The organism is Legionella norrlandica (assembly GCF_000770585.1).
Lineage (GTDB): Bacteria > Pseudomonadota > Gammaproteobacteria > Legionellales > Legionellaceae > Legionella > Legionella norrlandica.
In genome coordinates, this window is the sequence record NZ_JNCF01000005.1 from 70,782 (window position 1) to 86,274 (window position 15,493).

The following is a 15,493-nucleotide window of genomic DNA, read 5'->3' on the forward strand; positions in this document are numbered from 1 at the left end:
AGTCAAGCACATGGTGGAGACATAGAGTCCGAGTGAATCAACTGCCTTCCGCTTGGTTCAGTTCCAGAAAAAAATCCCACTTGAGCGAGAGGCGACATTTTTGCTTGGCTCTGGGGTAGCAAGATATCATTGACCCATTCTCCAAAGCGAAAAAAATGAAGCTCATCGAGTAAGCTACCGCCTGCTGGGTTGAGTGCCAGTTGCTTTTCAAGATGAGTCCTGAAGGCTTTGGTAAGCTGAGAACCGTATTTGTTGGCTAAATTCTCAATAAATTGATTGGCTTGTTCAGGCCTAATATTGAATATTTGAAACGCTTGTTTCTCCGTATCACTCAATTCCAAATTGACAATATAACCATCAAGATATTGTTTTAGCAAAGCACGCTCACTTTCATTAGGAATTCGTTGTCTGAATTCGTCTCTTAGAAAATTCCGAAGCTCTTCTTGCACACCGTCTAAAGTTAATACCTTTAATAAGGGATGTCCTAATACCGATTGAAAAAGACGCCGCTTCACTCCTGAAAAGCAACTGGGTTTATCTCCTTCCAGATCGTCATATTCTTCAGTAATCAGATTTCCTTTTTGAGGCCTATCGATATGACACAGGGCTTGCTCATGCGTGTCAGTTTTTATTCGATGCTTATCCCAGTTATGAGCTCGCCCTATGAAGGCCAATTCTTCAATAAAATGAGCAAGACGGCTTTCAAAGGTGTGATCATCACATGGTGGTGTATCCTTATCAGTGGCAGCCAACCAGAACATAGCAATCAATGGTAAATATTCTTCAAAAGTAGACCAACGTTCGTTCGTGTTATCTAGATTCACCTGAACATGATTAGCATTTTTTGCCATCCAAAAATTGGGCTTCGAAAGATAACGAAAGGCTGTGTGTGTTTTATGCTGATAATAGGCTTGCAATGCCTGTTGACGTTCTTCTGGAGTCAAAGACATGGCGTTAAAATCAATCCAAGTTAAGGGTAAGGAAATGGTTTGATTATTGATCTGAATAGTGGCAGGTGCTTTTTCATAAATTTCAATCAATTGTTGGCGGAGCTCTCCTGCCAGTTTGGCAACACCTTGCTTTTTTAAAACCGGTCGATAACGCTTGATCACTTCTGCGAGGCGTTTTTGCTCGCCTTGCGTCAATGTATTCATTGAGGATTCACGATCCGTAGCCAAAGCCCTTAAATCCATGCCTGCTTGTTGTTCTTCGGAATAAAACTGCTGTGTTTGAGCTAACTCATATACTGCCGGAATAGTTAGAAGAATATTGGCTGCGTCCTCATTACCCACACTTAAACTCAGTCGCAGTAGTTCATTAGGGCGATTAGGGGTCATTTCTTGATGAGCCAGATGCCTAATGGCCGGAATATCTAATAAAAAATGAATCTCATCGGATAGGCTTATGTCATTGCAACGAATCAAATGACGCACCATGTAAAATCCTAAACTTGCTTCTTGGGGATTGTCCAAATTAAATAACTGATTAGGGGACTGCTGCTCTAATTCTCGTTGTTCATTATGCCACTTTTCTAAATAAGTATTGATAAATGGCATGATTTTATCATACCAGAAACATTGCTCATGGAGCTCTGCATAAGCAAAATTTTCTGGGATATTCAACATATGATAGAGCATGGACTCATGATTACTGGCTCTTGTTAAAACAAGATCTCTATTATTATCAATCCACCCAGCTATCTCATTAGGCGCTAATTCCATTAAGCGAATTAAAACAGGAATATGCCCCCAAGCTATAGCATCGTGACAGGCATGAAAGCGGTCTGCAATGATCATATTGATTACTTGATCAGGCGCCAACTCTATCAGACGATTTATTATATGAAGGTGACCTTGTTGAGCAGCATGCTTAAAAGCAAAAAAATCATCGGCAGCCACCATTTTGTCAACTTTATTCGGAGCCAAAGCGACCAATCGATTCACTAAATCAAGATGGCCATACCTAGCGGCCCATCGAAAAGCGGAATAACTTAAGGCAGAGATCATGTCATCTGTTTTTTCAGGGGCCAACTCTAATAGTCGATTCATGACATCCAGATAACCACCCATAGCGGCATAATGAAAAGCAAAGAAGTAGTCAGAAGCGAGCATATCAGGAACGAGGTCTGGAGCCAGCTCTATCAAACGGTTTATTATATGAAGATGTCCATTAGCCGCAGCATACCTGAAGGCATGAAAATTTTCGGCAGTTATCATCTCTCTTATTTTATCGGGGGCTAACTCAATCAGGCGATTTAGGACATTAAGATAGCCGCCTTTGGCGGCACAACAAAATGCTGAAAAATTAAAAGAGGCTATCATTTCAGGGACTTTATGGGGCGCTAACTCTATCAAACGGTCTAAGACGTCAAGATGGCCATGACTTGCTGCAAAACGAAAAGCAGCGTATTCCCCAGCAACTGCCATCTCAGCAACCTGATCAGGCACTAACTCCACTAATCGGTTTACTATATCCATATAGCCATAGGTTGCTGCCTCTCTAAGCGGTGCAAAATTATAGGCAGCCACTATCTCATGCACTCGATCAGGTACCAAATTAACTAAGCCATTTATTATTTCAAGATGACCAAATTTTGCCGCATTTAAAAAATCAAAAAAATAGCCAGAGCGGATCCTCTGAAGAATATCTGGCTTACGAGTATCAACAACATTATCAAAGAAGGAACGTTTCCCCGTAATTATTGCTGCTTGGTAAATTGTTTCGGGCTTAATACCGAGTTTCCGTGCTAGTTCTAGTAAGGTTGCATCATTTAGTTCAGGATGAAAATAAATAATACTTAAAAGAGCCTGTAAGGGATCCTCATACCTTTGCAATGGCCTGGTTGGGTCCTTGTATCGTAAGAATACATGATAATATCTTATAGATGACTCAATAGTATAGAAAGCATGGTGCCATACTTTCCAAGGAATCTTGTGAAATATTGGATGAGCGGAATGTTCTTTTTTTTCTAGTTGCATATTTTAATTCATAGATAAAGTAATTAATCAGTTATTATACTTTTAAAGCAAATTGTCTTTCTAGAAAAATTTCTCTTAAATCAAATAATTGTAAGGAATGATAATTATCTTTAAGAATCATGAGGCAGCAAGAAGCTGCCTCTAAGGAAGACGATTAAGGGGTAAACGTTCTGGTACAACGGACAAGCCGTCCCAGGCTCTTAAAGTCAGATTTGATGGTACCCGATGGGAAGCCCAAGAGCAATGCGCTGTCGTTAGGGTGGTCGACGTTTTGTGATGAACTCCAGTAGAACTCGCTCGCAGAAAAATCACCAAAGTTACAGGGAATTGCCGAATTGGAACATAATGCATTACGGATTGCAGATAACTCATTTATTGCAGGAAGATACCAGCTTGTACTTATATTTTGACAACGTCGGGCAGCGCAACTGGCAGTACAAGCTATACTGCCCACAATGGCATTGGTATTAGCAATCCCGTTATCCAGGCTTTCTGCACCACTTATATCAGAGTCAATTGCCGTCCAATTGGTATCAAACTGTTGCGACACATCAATTACGATCTTGCCAATGCTGCCGCTCACTTCAAACACTAATCCTTCCAGATGAAAAAAAGCAATTAGGGTTTGAGGGCTATTAGCTGTATTGCTGCCGCTGACAGTAATAGTGCAGGGGGCATAGGCGGTATTGGAAGTCAGCACTAACATACAACTGCTTCCAGGTGCCACGCTTGCGCAATTTGTGCTGTTGACTGAGAGGTTAGGGCAGGCGGCTTGATTACTGATGGTAATGCCATTGGCATTGACTGCACTGCCAGCGTCATTAGTGATTTGTAAATTCAACGCAGCACCTGATACTTCAACCACTCGCTCTTGTTGCACCGGAGCAGTGATGCTTATTTGTGGTTGACTGGTGACAGTAACACTGACACTTACCGTATTGGTGTTATCCCCAGCAATTGAAATCGTGGTTGGTCCTTCCTGGGTGCCTGAGGCAAAGGTGATGGTGCAGTTTGCCCCAATTGCAAGACTGGCTCCACAGGTGGTGCTTTGCACGCTGATGTTGCTGCTTCCAGGAATGGTCGCCATTATATTATTTGCTGCAAATGGCGAACTTGCACTATTGGTCACTATAACTTCGCCTGTTGAATTTTCAGCAAACAATAGTGTGGTCGGAGTAACACTTATTGTGGCGATAGAAGGACCACGGTGATGTTTAAACTGTTAATGGCACTTGGTTGGTAACACTGATTGGGATTAGGGGTGCCATCTGGGTTTGCCTGGCACACTGCAGGCCCGCTATGGATACCGCTTCTAGGTAATGCCCTGCCGTTAATGGCAAGATTTAAAACGCAACTGCTACCTGCTCGACCTTTGGGTGCCAGCAAACAGGGGGTGGTCTGAGTAATCCCTGGCATTGACTGAATCACCAGTTTTTTGGATTTTCCGGATTGGTTTTGCACTATATATTGCACAACGGCCGTTCCATTTTCCGGTACCGTCTGTGTAGGATTATTCCCTGACGCAGGGACAATAGTCCAAAGAGGCCCGGCTGCCTGTACCACTGTTAACATTAACCAGGAGAACAAACTAACGAGTATCCTGCTCATTAAAATTTTTTTCTTATTCCTTTGCATGCTTTTTTCCTTAAGCGATATAAGTGAGATTTAATAAAACTCCATTGGTGTAGAGGTGACCGAGCACCAATCCTGAGCTCAGAGTCTGATCCCAAGCTTTATCCAATTCATTTTTACCCCAGTCCGCAAATTCATAACCAACTCCCACTTGCCAATGTTCACTGATGGATTTTTGTATCCCAGCTCCCAGTGTATAGGTGAAAGCGGTTTTAGTATGGTCTGTAAAATTAGGATTAGGTAATGCCTCAAAAATCAATGGGGTATTGATAAAATCATGCGCCCGGTTAAATCCCACTCCTAATCCTGCGCTCGCCCAGGGGGTAAGCCAATATCCTTTGTCAAATAACAGTTTGCCTTTCATTATCACTCGGCTGTGACTTATTTGGTATTGATAACTGTAATTGTCAAATTGAGGATCCGCATCATCCCAAATAACACCCCGTAGTTTCGCACTGTCTGTAATTGCGACCGCAAGACCTAACTGACCTTGCCAGTTGGATGGTAAAATTTTCTGCAAGCCAACAAACAATTCACCAGATGCCAGGGCGTTAGTAGATTTTCGGGCTACATAGGTTTTTTCAATTTCCTGCGCTAGAAAGAAAGTTTGTGTCTCGCCGGCTCTTGTCCAAACTGGACCTGCACTGATTGAACCTACCCAACTCCGATCTTTGATGGACATAACAGGGCCTATAGTGCCCCCAGACGCTTGATTTGCCAGCACACTGGCTGTTAGCGCAGAAATAAAGAAACAATACTTCATTAAGTACTCCTTGTATAATAAAAGGGGAAATAAAAAATGGTCAACAACAATCGATCCCAGATCACAAGATAATGAGTGCATCAAAATGCATCATACGCTTTAAGCAATAGAGAGATAAACCAGAATTCTGAATAAAGGGAGGGAATACCATAAAAAGTAATGAAGGAATATGAAAATAAAGAAAAATCTAGTGCTGCTTGCTAATCGTCGATTGTTGGTAAGGCCCACATCATGGACAATCGCGAATTTCTCTTTTCCGAGATCTAATCGGTAGTTCGTTCCCTGCATCCGCAATCCTTCATATTATTTTAATGTTAAGTATTTTCAGAACATGATAATAATTTACTTGTTTTTTAAAATCAAAAAATCCTCCAAATTTTATGGTTCACTTTAAATTTCACAACTTGTTAAGAGTCTAAATCATGCTGTGTAAATTATCTCATTGCAAAAAACACTAAGCCGTCTATTCTTTATAGAATCACTTTATTTCAGGATGAACTATGAATCCACTTGATGGACTTAAAATTGCTATTTTGCTGACAGATGGTTTTGAGCAAGTAGAAATGGTAAAGCCTCGAGAAGCCTTGCAAAGTCAAGGTGCCCAAACTTTTCTTATTTCAAATAAATCAACAGTTCAGGGATGGAATCATGCAGAAAAAGCAGATTCCTTTAATGTCGATGTGCTTTTGGAAAATGCCAAGCCAAATGAGTTTGATGCCTTACTCTTACCTGGAGGAGTGATGAATCCAGATGCATTGCGCCTTTTGCCCAAAGCTGTGGAATTTACCAAAAAAATAAACGAGCAACAAAAAACCATAGCTGCCATCTGTCATGGTCCTTGGCTTCTTATTAATGCTGAAGTTGCTAAAGGGAAACGCCTGACTTCTTGGCCATCAGTAAAAATTGATTTAATTAACGCCGGAGGGATATGGATCGATCAAGCAGTAGTGAAGGATGGAAATTTAATTACCAGCAGAAAACCTGGTGATATTTCAGAATTTAATAAAGCAATTATAGAGCAATTGAGTGATTACAAAAAAAACATAGACAATAAGGTTGATCAGTAACTCTATTGCTATTAATTCAAATTATTTATAGTTGCGTAGCTGGAACTATGGTTCCAAGCTACCGTGTTCGATTTTGATAAGCCAAGCCTACCATTATTTTCGATGGGGCTGTGTTTAGATGATAATACAGCCTTTGGGATGATTATTACAATTCTCTTGTTGTATCTCTGTGCGCATCTTAACAATAAGTTCTTTTAATTCAGTGGTATTAAAATGCCGATGTTTTTGTCTAGCCCAATGCATGAAATTAAATGCTGCCTGCAGAGCAGGAACATTTCCTTGCTCTTCTCGGATTTTTTTTATAGCCTCTGTCACTCGAGGGCCAGTTGCTTTATTCTCGCGCACACCATATATTGACAACACTATAGGATAACATTTGCGGAAAAAGGATAGGGAAGGCTTACTTCGATCATTAGATTCAACATGGGTTAGTGATGGGCCCCTTTCACTTATGTGTTCATGAAGCCTATGTTGTAAGGTAATTCTGGTTGCGTATTCGCCTGAGGCAGCAATAGCGGCATCTAACGCTTTTTGTGGGAGATCGTGAATTGTGATGTTATTGGTAGCAAAAATTTCTTTAACTGCAGGATCATTTAAAACATCTTGCATTTCAGCCAGGCTATGATAGCCACATTTGCAAGTAAAAGAAAGAAATGCCTGGATGATGTGATTAGTATCATTTTCCAAGTTAGAATCATTTTTATATTTTTCAATATAATGTGTCAAAACAGCTACTAGCACAAAAGTTGTTCCTGATACAGAATTCACATAAGGTACTTGGGTATTTGTTTTTGAATATCCTCTTACTATTGAAGGATCAATTTCAAAAATATCTGCAACCTTATTGGACATTGCAGTGGGTAATAGCTCATTGACTGGCATGGGTGAAATCGATTTCACTATTCCTGGGTTTTGGCTTATAAGTTCCTCAGGTAATTTTCGCTTGGGACCACGATCTTTGGAGTTAGAAATGCTGGTTTTCATTGAGCGTAATTCACCATTAATGCATTGATTTCATGAGTTTTTTCACCAAAATCCCTAACAAGCTTAATCACGCTCTCAGCTTCATCAAGCGATTTTATTTGGGTTGATGGTGTAAACTGTCTGTTTTTTTCAACCATGAGAGCGGCAAGTTTTTCTATACTGGAAAAATAATTTGCATTCTGGATATTCCAAAGTTCTTGGGAAAGACGAGTATCAAAGTATCTTCTGCTCCAATTCTTATGTGGATTGTCATGTTCAAAGGAAGTGGCTATTTTTTCACAGATTAGCTCAAATACTTCCTCATTTTTTTCTTGCAAGGTGGGATTAATAAGTGATTCTATTAAATCAAATACGTGCTTATAATCATTTTGGGCAAAAGCTTGCTTTACTAAATCCAATTCTTGCGAATGACCTAACTCGTGTTCAATGATATGAATAGTAATTAAAACAGAATCAGCAGAATCAACCGTGCTAGCTTGTAATGCTGCAATATATCTCTCTATGCTCATTTAAATGTCTCATAATGGTCAATTAGGATATTTATTGTACAGCAAGTATATTAAGAGACTCTTAAGGCGGTATATTTAAAGATATAATTTTTACTAGGGCAAGGAGAAGCTAAAAAATTATCAGTTTCTAGTAATTCAGAGCGTTCTTTAATGCTAATAAAAATTGCAAAATAGAAATATATTTATAATAAAAAGCTAACCTAATGAGTGCTAAAAATCTCTTAGCTCAAGAAGATCTAACTAGCTATGTAAATGATCTCGTCAGTTTGTCAAAACGGTTGATACCTAATTCTACAAATTATTCGCGCATTAATTCTGTTATAAGTATTATGCACCTGATTATTTCAGAACAAATATCATCACAAATTTGCTTAGTACCAGATCAGGAAGCTTCTAAAAAAAGCCTCGCGCTTTATGAGCAACTGTGTACTTTGTTAACAGAAAAGAATTATTGTTCTACTTGGTTTACAAAGATTATTGATCATTGTTGTTATGATGATCATGAGCTAAATCAGCGATTAAATAATTTTATTCAGCGAACAATTGGCCCGGTAATAAAATTATCAGAGTTTGTTAGGGATAAAAAAAATCATTGGCAATTGAATTTCCAAATCAGGGAATGCGCGATATATTTTTGGAGCAACTTGAAATAAATTCTTCACAAGATCAAGAAATTGGTTCAATAATTATTGATAAGAATACTGTTTTCCTTCCGGCGCTCCTGTCAGAAAGCCAGCTATTAGGTGTTACTTTTCCAACTGTCAAATCAAAGGATAATTTTATTCATCTATTAAATTTAGATAATGCAAAGCTTATTGTTTCTAAATCAGATGACTGTGACTTATATATCAATGATAGACGTATCCATGATACCGCTTCAAGATTCCATATTGCAGTAATATGTCCTTATTTCACGGAATACTATAAAATACAATATGATTCACATATGCTTGCTCAAGCCTATCGAGATTGTAATAGTTTCTTTAGGAAGAAGAAATTTCCTGTAGAACTAGCAGTAAAAATTGCATCGGACATCTCTTCCTCCGACGCAATTTCCACGAATGACAAAATGCAAATTGCAATTTGCAACTTTCGTCGGCCTTAAGTTAATATGTGTGCGTTGTTATATCATCGTCTGTTTTGATTAATGATTCTTCAACAATAGAACTTTTGTGTGTTGGAAGATCTGAGTCATCTTTTGCAAAGAATGTGCACTTGCTTACATTTTTGAAGCCTAAACAGTTAGGCTTAGGCCGCTCAGTTGTTGTCCCTGCATCACAAGTTTTTGTTTGTGCAGTGACCAACTTTTTACCGAATTCACCCAAGCCCTCATAGTACAGTTCTACTGATCCGCTATTATCCAAGTTGATAGCATCTGTACAATCGAGTTCTTCAAATAAATCCGCAAATTCCTCTGCAGTGACACCGAAATTACGATCTGGATTATGAATAACTATTATCACAATAGTATTGCCATTATTTTTATATCCAACGCCTGTACGTGGTAGTCGATTTGAGTGGTTATTATTCAAATCAGGTGTTTTTAATTTGGATTGATCTTTTAGAATAATAAACCCAGATACGGCATTTTTATTATCATAAAAATTGAGATTTTTCTCTAATTCGGCATCAATACTATCATGTGGAATGATCGCTGCTTTTTTATCTGCGGTATCAAAGGTAATCGTGTCTAACCCAATATTATTTTGATCAAGTACTTTATGGGTGGATACCAGTTCCCCATTACTCAACGACAAACCAATAAGATATGTGCGTGGTTGTGTTCTGGGGTTGATTTTTTCTCCCACATTTGGGATGCCACTCGTCCATACATTAAACCAGTTTGCATTGATTAATAAATCCGGTATCTCAGTATTGGGATGACCTTTTTTCCAGTTGTCACGCCATTCTTTTAATGTGAATAATGGTGCGTCAAACTGCCCCCCTTCGTAATTATTACCGTATCGATCAGGAAACTGAGAGCTAATTGGAACAAACGTTTTATATTCCGATAATGGAATTTCAACATAATAACCTTGAATATTTTCCCGGTATGGGTTTTTATTCAAAATCTCATTAAAATTGGCTAGACATCTTATGTCTTTTACTTCAGTGGCCTTTTTAATGCGATGGATTTTTTCGTTTACGATATCGGTTTTTGTTTTAAACAGCTTGCTAAACACAGATTATCCTCTTTTTAGTCTAAATGGATTTAATTTGCCTACATATATTAGCTGAAATAGATTAAGGAATTATTAAAAATTGAACTACTTGATTGTTTTGTTGTCTTTTTTGAGGTGTTGGTGCTTTGGATTTACTGCAAATAAGATTTTAAATTGAGTAGATAGCTGTTTTAAAGATGGTTTCTGAATAAGCCTTTAGTGACCAAGCATGGCTTCAATTTTCTCTGGCGGAGCAGCTTGACTATATAGATAACCTTGGACTTCATCGCAATTAAATTTAATTAAGACATTCTCTTGTTCAATTGTCTCAACACCTTCGGAGAGTACTCGCAAATTTAGTTGGCGCGCCATGGTAATAATGGCCCCGATTATTGAAGCATTTTTATTATTTTTTGCACAATTTTTAACAAATGATTTATCAATTTTCAATTTGGTTGTCGGAAGATCTTTGAGGTAACTAAAACTGGAATAACCAGTCCCAAAGTCGTCAATTGAAATACTAATACCTAATGAATTTAATTCTTGCAAAGAAGATATGACGTGTTGTGCATTCGTCATAATGGCACTTTCTGTTATTTCTATCTCTAATATTTTGGGATCAAGTGCAAACTCAGTTAATATATTCTTAATGAGGTCTATAAAATTCTTTCGGTTAATTTGAGTCCCCGAAACATTCACGGCTATTCGGATTGGCGGCAAACCTTTATCATTCCAGGTTTTAATTTGTAAACAAGCTTGCCGCAGAACCCATTCTCCTAACTGAATAATTAATCCAGTTTTTTCAGCAATCGCAATAAATTCCTCAGGGTTGACCTCCCCTAATTCTGGATGAAACCATCTCATGAGCGCTTCAACAGCAACTATTTTTTTTGTTTTTAAATTTAGGATAGGTTGAAATGCAAGAGTGCATTCATTTTTTTGTAGCGCATTCCGTAAATAATTATGAATAATCATTTCTCTTTTCGTTTTAATGTGCATAGTCTTATCAAATAGATGATAATAATTTCGGCCGTTATTTTTGGCCATGTACATTGCAATATCGGCATTCTTTAATAATGTGGAAGGAGTTCTTCCATCCCTTGGGTAAATACTTACACCAATACTTACTGTGATAGCTAATTTCTGATTATGAATGGTAATTGTTTGGCCTATAGCATTATGAATTTTATTAATTACACTATGAATTTCCTCAAATTTATCGTTTAAAAATAAAATGACGAATTCATCTCCACCAAATCGTGCCAGTGTATCACTCTCTCGTATGCAATTTTTTAATCGACTCGCAATTTCTTTTAGTGCTATATCACCAGCATGATGACCAAGGCTATCATTAATATATTTAAAATGGTCAACATCAATGAAAGTAACAACTAAATTGGTATGAAAGCGTTTTGAGTAATTAATAGCCTGTATAATTCTATCGTTTAATAAGGTGCGGTTTGGTAAATCAGTTAGTATGTCGTGAGTCGCTTGATGGGTAATTTTAAGTTCCATTTTTTTTCGCTCGGTGACATCACGAAAACTCCATACTCTGCCAATAATTTTATTACCTAGCCGGTTCGGCATGGAGTAGCGCTCAAATATTCTTCTATCTTTAAAATGTAATTCATCAAAACTATTTTGATCTGGATTAGCATATAGATATTGAATTCGGCTAACAAATTTTTCAGGCTCAACTAATTGATTTTTAACAAAATCAATCGCATTTTTGTCATTCAATTTTTTAATGGTTTCATCATCAAATTTCCACATACTTAGAAATTTTTGATTATAAAATTCAATCTTATCATTTAGGTTAACTACCAAAATTCCATCTGTTGTTGATTCGAGCGTTGAGCGGGTAACTGCTAAGGCTTGATTTAATTTATCAGTACGTTCCGCTATTTTCTGTTCTAACAATTTTGTGACCGCATCAAGGTTATTATTATCAAATCTTAGAATTAGAGATGAAAGCAGTAGCGCATTAGCTTTGTGCGCAGTGATTAAAAGTATCGCAACATAAATAAAACTTGAGAAACCCAATAAAATATAGATATCCCCTTTAGTAAATAGCCATATGGAAAAAGGAGTGAAGGAAATGATTAAAAACAAAATGTAAACACTGAGTATAGGTGAATATAAGTTATTGGCCGCAGCACTAACCCCTAATACCATAAAAACAACAAAGGACTGATAAGCGATTCCTTTTTCGGGGATAAGGAACCCTCCAACATAACCCCATGTACTCCCAGTAAAGAGAATGCCTATTATGAATAAGCTTAACCACAATTTATAAGATAAATTTATAATGTTATTCTGAAAGAAGTAAACCAGCGAGCTGCGCATTAAAACTGAGATACAAGTCAGCATAAACCAGCTCATTAAGATGTTATGCTTAGTTACCTCCCATAATGCTGAGCATAAAAAAATGGATACAATAAATTCTCCTGCCAAACCAAAGGGTAATTGCTTATAGAGTAATTCAATTTGCTCTGCCTTGATTATTTCATTGATTCTATTATTCTGAGTGTCACTGGTTATAATTGAAAGTTCTTTATGATCTGTGAACATCTGCATTACTCTTTTGCTTAGGTTACTAGGAATAATAGAATCCTCATGTACTGACAGGTACACTCCGGTTCTCCGTTCCGCGTCTCCTCACACTTCACTCGATGAAGCGAGTTTCGAAAGAGATCTAATGTAGGAACAATATTCCAGCTATGCCATTTTATTATAGATCAAAATTTTTTCTTTATGATTTGTTTGGTGACAACAATTATATTGTGCAAAATTATTGTAACCTAATAATGCTTGGCTCACTTTATTAAATTCGCAGACTTAAGCGGTTAAATGTGATATTGAGTAATCATTCTGTCCAAATGATTTGAGAAAAGTTGAATTTCTTTTGCACTGAGAGCATCGAAGCCTCCTCGTATCAAGCCACTTTCTCGCAGAGATTCATTTAAATTACGCATGCTTAATATTTGCTTCATATTGTTTGCTGAATAAAGTGTTCCTCTTGGGCTAAGAGCAAAAGCTTGCTTAGTAATAATTTGATCGGCCAAAATAATATCTGCGGTAATTACGAGATCGTAAGGTTGAACATGATGGACAATATATTTATCTGCACTATCAAAACCTGATTCTACTTGTATTCTTTTTATAAAGGGAGAAGGAGGAATAGTTACTAAATGGTTTGCAACGATTCTCACTGAAATCTGACGTTTTATTGCAGCACGATATAAAATTTGTTTTATAGCTTTTGGGCAAGCATCCCCATCAATCCAAATTATCATTAATTGTTAACATCCTATTTAAATATTTAAAAAAATTGTTTTCTGGTAAATCTGCGCTTTATTCTCAAAAATCCGTTCTATATGGGGGCGTAATAAATCCAATTCGGTTGATTTAAATGATGCGTCTGGAAAAAAGGTACTATTGTTTTCTTGTTTTGTTAATATAGAAATATCTTGCTTTAATGCCATTTTGATAAAAGGAAGGAAAGCAAGTTTTTTTAACCAGCTGGTTAACCAATGGTGTCTGTAACTGATTAACAGGAATGCCCGGTGTTTTTTATTGGTTATGGGACTTAGATAAAAAGTAAATGAAGCTGTTAGATGTTCCTGACTATAATATTCAAGCTCAGCGATTAAAGGAAAATGGAATCGTCCTATAGATGATTTTCTATTTTTTTCAAAAAGCGAACTGATTAGGCCGGATTGTTTTTGTTTGTCCTCATAATAAACTTCAGCACTGTGTTTATTGACTTTTAAACTGGCTTTTATAATCTGTCTTTTATTGTCATGTCTTAGCAAGCCTGCATGAATATAATGCGTATGGGTCGCATCAAGGGTATTTTCTATGATATTCAAAATATCCCCTTCTAACTCAAGCTGCATAAAATAAGAACGATATTTCTTGGAGTTCAATGCTGATATATTATAAAGCGGGAGTGTTGTTTCATTTTTATTGAGGCAAATAAAGACCAATCCCATATCAATTTGAGTTGGGTAGGCCGGTATATTTTTATCTGTAAGATTTATTTTTTTTTCCAGACCAGGGATTTTAATGCATTCGCCCGATGGATTAAAACTCCAGCCGTGATAGGGACATTGTAATAATGTACCTTCCAGCTTTCCCGATGAGAGAGGGGCACCACGATGTGGGCATCGATCTTGTAGTGCTACTATTTGATTATTAAGTTTATAGATTACGATAGGGGTACCGAGTAAGACGAATCGTTGAGGCTTAGTTGATATTTTTTTTACCGTAGTAATAGGCATCCATTGCTGTTTTAATCGCTCTATAATCATAACTTATACCTTTTAAGGAGCGGAACAAAAACAACGTTGAGCAAAATCTGTATGGCTCTCCAGGTAATTCTACGATATAAGGGCAAATGTTTTATATAAGCGGCTGTGTATTCTATGAATGGTTGGCCTCCTCTTAATAATTTAAAATGAGAAGCACCCGAGCTTAGGTTTAAGCAACGATTTTTTTTATGACTGTAGTCGAGAACCAGATAAATCAGAATTCGATACAAGGATTTATCTTTCGATAGCTTGGTATTATATCCTACGAGTGGTGCAGTAATGACTTGTTCACTTTCAAATAATCCTACTATACCCTGCAATATCCCATGTTTATCGCGAAGCCCCATCAAGGTTAACAATCGATTCTGATGCCAATAGGCTATAAGCTTTAAACTAAATTGTGGATTATGTTTTGAGTATTTTTCCAAATATAATAAATTATATAGTCTTACAATATCGTGGTAATCTGATTCTTTGATTTGGTCATGCAGCACTAGTTCATATTCACTTTTAGCCAAGGCACGGCGATCATTCTGAGTATTATTACGGTTAATGAATTCCTGTAAATTAGCATCAAAAATATAAACTTGCCGTGAAGCAGCCAGGATAAATCCTTCTTTTTTTAAATGTTCAATTAAATTCTTATTGGTATGTTCGTTTAATGAGCGATACATGATGGCATGTTGAGGATACTTTTCTCGGGCTCGGTTTAATTGCTCCTTCACCCCATCCCCATGCCAATTCGGATAAGGATTAGTTGACAGTAAAAAATTATTGATAAAATAATTTTTATTAACCTTTCCCAGCCTGAGCAATCCACCTATGGAATTAATTAATAGGATTAAACAAAAACGCAACAGCCTATTATTAATTTTAAAGAGCTCATCTTTGCTGTAAGTAATTAGTGCGTTGTAGGGAGAGCAAACATAAGAGGAATGATATTCTGTATCATTTAAGGTGGCTGGGAATAGGAACCCGCCCATCTCTTCGGTGGTCATTCTGGTTTCAACATTCAGCATCCATTCTTTGCTCGAACCGTGTATAAAGGGATTGCTATATAAAGTGCATTTATCATTAAAAATCAT

General features: G+C 37.2%; 14 protein-coding genes. 3 read left to right on the plus strand and 11 right to left on the minus strand.

What is annotated here, in order from left to right; genetic code table 11:
- Positions 1 to 2: 2 nt before the first annotated feature.
- The 4 genes from OK13_RS02325 to OK13_RS02340 all read right to left on the minus strand — a co-directional run bounded on the left by OK13_RS02325 (position 3) and on the right by OK13_RS02340 (position 5,373).
- Positions 3 to 2,978 (minus strand): ankyrin repeat domain-containing protein, encoded by a 2,976-nt coding sequence (locus OK13_RS02325; RefSeq protein ID WP_052117525.1) that lies wholly within the window; start codon positions 2,976 to 2,978, stop codon positions 3 to 5.
- Between the two features lie 154 nt (positions 2,979 to 3,132).
- Entirely contained in the window at positions 3,133 to 4,107 is a 975-nt protein-coding gene (locus tag OK13_RS02330) for an Lcl domain-containing protein (protein ID WP_052117526.1), read from the minus strand.
- Positions 4,108 to 4,160: 53 nt separating this feature from the next.
- Positions 4,161 to 4,613, minus strand: a complete 453-nt coding sequence (locus OK13_RS02335) for a hypothetical protein (RefSeq protein ID WP_052117527.1) — start codon at positions 4,611 to 4,613, stop codon at positions 4,161 to 4,163.
- Positions 4,614 to 4,623: 10 nt separating this feature from the next.
- The gene (locus OK13_RS02340; RefSeq protein WP_035887252.1) at positions 4,624 to 5,373 is read right to left on the minus strand and encodes an outer membrane protein; all 750 of its coding nucleotides are present in this window, start codon (positions 5,371 to 5,373) and stop codon (positions 4,624 to 4,626) included.
- A 500-nt stretch (positions 5,374 to 5,873) separates the two neighbouring features.
- On the opposite strand from OK13_RS02340, the gene OK13_RS02345 reads away from it, so the two are divergent.
- Positions 5,874 to 6,440 (plus strand): type 1 glutamine amidotransferase domain-containing protein, encoded by a 567-nt coding sequence (locus OK13_RS02345; RefSeq protein ID WP_035887254.1) that lies wholly within the window; start codon positions 5,874 to 5,876, stop codon positions 6,438 to 6,440.
- A 114-nt stretch (positions 6,441 to 6,554) separates the two neighbouring features.
- Here the strand turns inward: OK13_RS02345 and OK13_RS02350 are convergent, their stop codons facing one another.
- Together OK13_RS02350 and OK13_RS02355 are read right to left on the minus strand one after the other, a co-directional pair.
- Entirely contained in the window at positions 6,555 to 7,424 is an 870-nt protein-coding gene (locus OK13_RS02350; RefSeq protein WP_035887256.1) for a hypothetical protein, read from the minus strand.
- Complete coding sequence (locus OK13_RS02355; protein WP_035887258.1) at positions 7,421 to 7,933, minus strand: hypothetical protein; 513 nt, start codon at positions 7,931 to 7,933, stop codon at positions 7,421 to 7,423. The genes OK13_RS02350 and OK13_RS02355 overlap by 4 nt, the downstream gene beginning before the upstream one ends.
- A 203-nt stretch (positions 7,934 to 8,136) precedes the next feature.
- Here OK13_RS02355 and OK13_RS15035 point away from each other — a divergent pair, with 203 nt between their 5' ends.
- Both OK13_RS15035 and OK13_RS15040 read left to right on the plus strand, forming a co-directional pair.
- Entirely contained in the window at positions 8,137 to 8,586 is a 450-nt protein-coding gene (locus OK13_RS15035) for a hypothetical protein (RefSeq protein ID WP_241480360.1), read from the plus strand.
- Entirely contained in the window at positions 8,526 to 9,038 is a 513-nt protein-coding gene (locus tag OK13_RS15040; protein WP_241480361.1) for a hypothetical protein, read from the plus strand. Before OK13_RS15035 ends, OK13_RS15040 begins: the two co-directional genes overlap by 61 nt.
- A gap of 1 nt (position 9,039) precedes the next feature.
- Here OK13_RS15040 and OK13_RS02365 read toward each other — a convergent pair whose 3' ends face one another.
- The 5 genes from OK13_RS02365 to OK13_RS02385 form a co-directional block, all read right to left on the minus strand.
- On the minus strand, positions 9,040 to 10,116 hold the full coding sequence (locus tag OK13_RS02365) for a phosphodiester glycosidase family protein (RefSeq protein ID WP_035887260.1): 1,077 nt from the start codon (positions 10,114 to 10,116) through the stop codon (positions 9,040 to 9,042).
- A 195-nt stretch (positions 10,117 to 10,311) separates the two neighbouring features.
- Positions 10,312 to 12,666 (minus strand): putative bifunctional diguanylate cyclase/phosphodiesterase, encoded by a 2,355-nt coding sequence (locus OK13_RS02370; protein ID WP_052117528.1) that lies wholly within the window; start codon positions 12,664 to 12,666, stop codon positions 10,312 to 10,314.
- 275 nt (positions 12,667 to 12,941) lie between these two features.
- Positions 12,942 to 13,391, minus strand: coding sequence for a YaiI/YqxD family protein (locus tag OK13_RS02375; RefSeq protein WP_035887262.1), 450 nt, complete (start codon positions 13,389 to 13,391; stop codon positions 12,942 to 12,944).
- Between the two features lie 18 nt (positions 13,392 to 13,409).
- Positions 13,410 to 14,408: an aromatic ring-hydroxylating oxygenase subunit alpha gene (locus tag OK13_RS02380; RefSeq protein WP_035887267.1), complete on the minus strand. Its 999-nt coding sequence runs from the start codon at positions 14,406 to 14,408 to the stop codon at positions 13,410 to 13,412.
- Positions 14,405 to 15,493: a hypothetical protein gene (locus tag OK13_RS02385; RefSeq protein WP_035887324.1), complete on the minus strand. Its 1,089-nt coding sequence runs from the start codon at positions 15,491 to 15,493 to the stop codon at positions 14,405 to 14,407. Before OK13_RS02385 ends, OK13_RS02380 begins: the two co-directional genes overlap by 4 nt.

What these genes read in the sequence shown, in the direction of transcription:
- OK13_RS02380 (WP_035887267.1), bottom strand. Translation starts at nt 14,408, where the DNA reads ATGATTATAGAGCGATTAAAACAGCAATGGATGCCTATTACTACGGTA.
- OK13_RS15035 (WP_241480360.1), top strand. Translation starts at nt 8,137, where the DNA reads ATGAGTGCTAAAAATCTCTTAGCTCAAGAAGATCTAACTAGCTATGTA.
- OK13_RS02385 (WP_035887324.1), bottom strand. Translation starts at nt 15,493, where the DNA reads ATGATTTTTAATGATAAATGCACTTTATATAGCAATCCCTTTATACAC.
- OK13_RS02335 (WP_052117527.1), bottom strand. Translation starts at nt 4,613, where the DNA reads ATGCAAAGGAATAAGAAAAAAATTTTAATGAGCAGGATACTCGTTAGT.
- OK13_RS02345 (WP_035887254.1), top strand. Translation starts at nt 5,874, where the DNA reads ATGAATCCACTTGATGGACTTAAAATTGCTATTTTGCTGACAGATGGT.
- OK13_RS02325 (WP_052117525.1), bottom strand. Translation starts at nt 2,978, where the DNA reads ATGCAACTAGAAAAAAAAGAACATTCCGCTCATCCAATATTTCACAAG.
- OK13_RS02355 (WP_035887258.1), bottom strand. Translation starts at nt 7,933, where the DNA reads ATGAGCATAGAGAGATATATTGCAGCATTACAAGCTAGCACGGTTGAT.
- OK13_RS02375 (WP_035887262.1), bottom strand. Translation starts at nt 13,391, where the DNA reads ATGATAATTTGGATTGATGGGGATGCTTGCCCAAAAGCTATAAAACAA.
- OK13_RS02370 (WP_052117528.1), bottom strand. Translation starts at nt 12,666, where the DNA reads ATGTTCACAGATCATAAAGAACTTTCAATTATAACCAGTGACACTCAG.
- OK13_RS02350 (WP_035887256.1), bottom strand. Translation starts at nt 7,424, where the DNA reads ATGAAAACCAGCATTTCTAACTCCAAAGATCGTGGTCCCAAGCGAAAA.
- OK13_RS02340 (WP_035887252.1), bottom strand. Translation starts at nt 5,373, where the DNA reads ATGAAGTATTGTTTCTTTATTTCTGCGCTAACAGCCAGTGTGCTGGCA.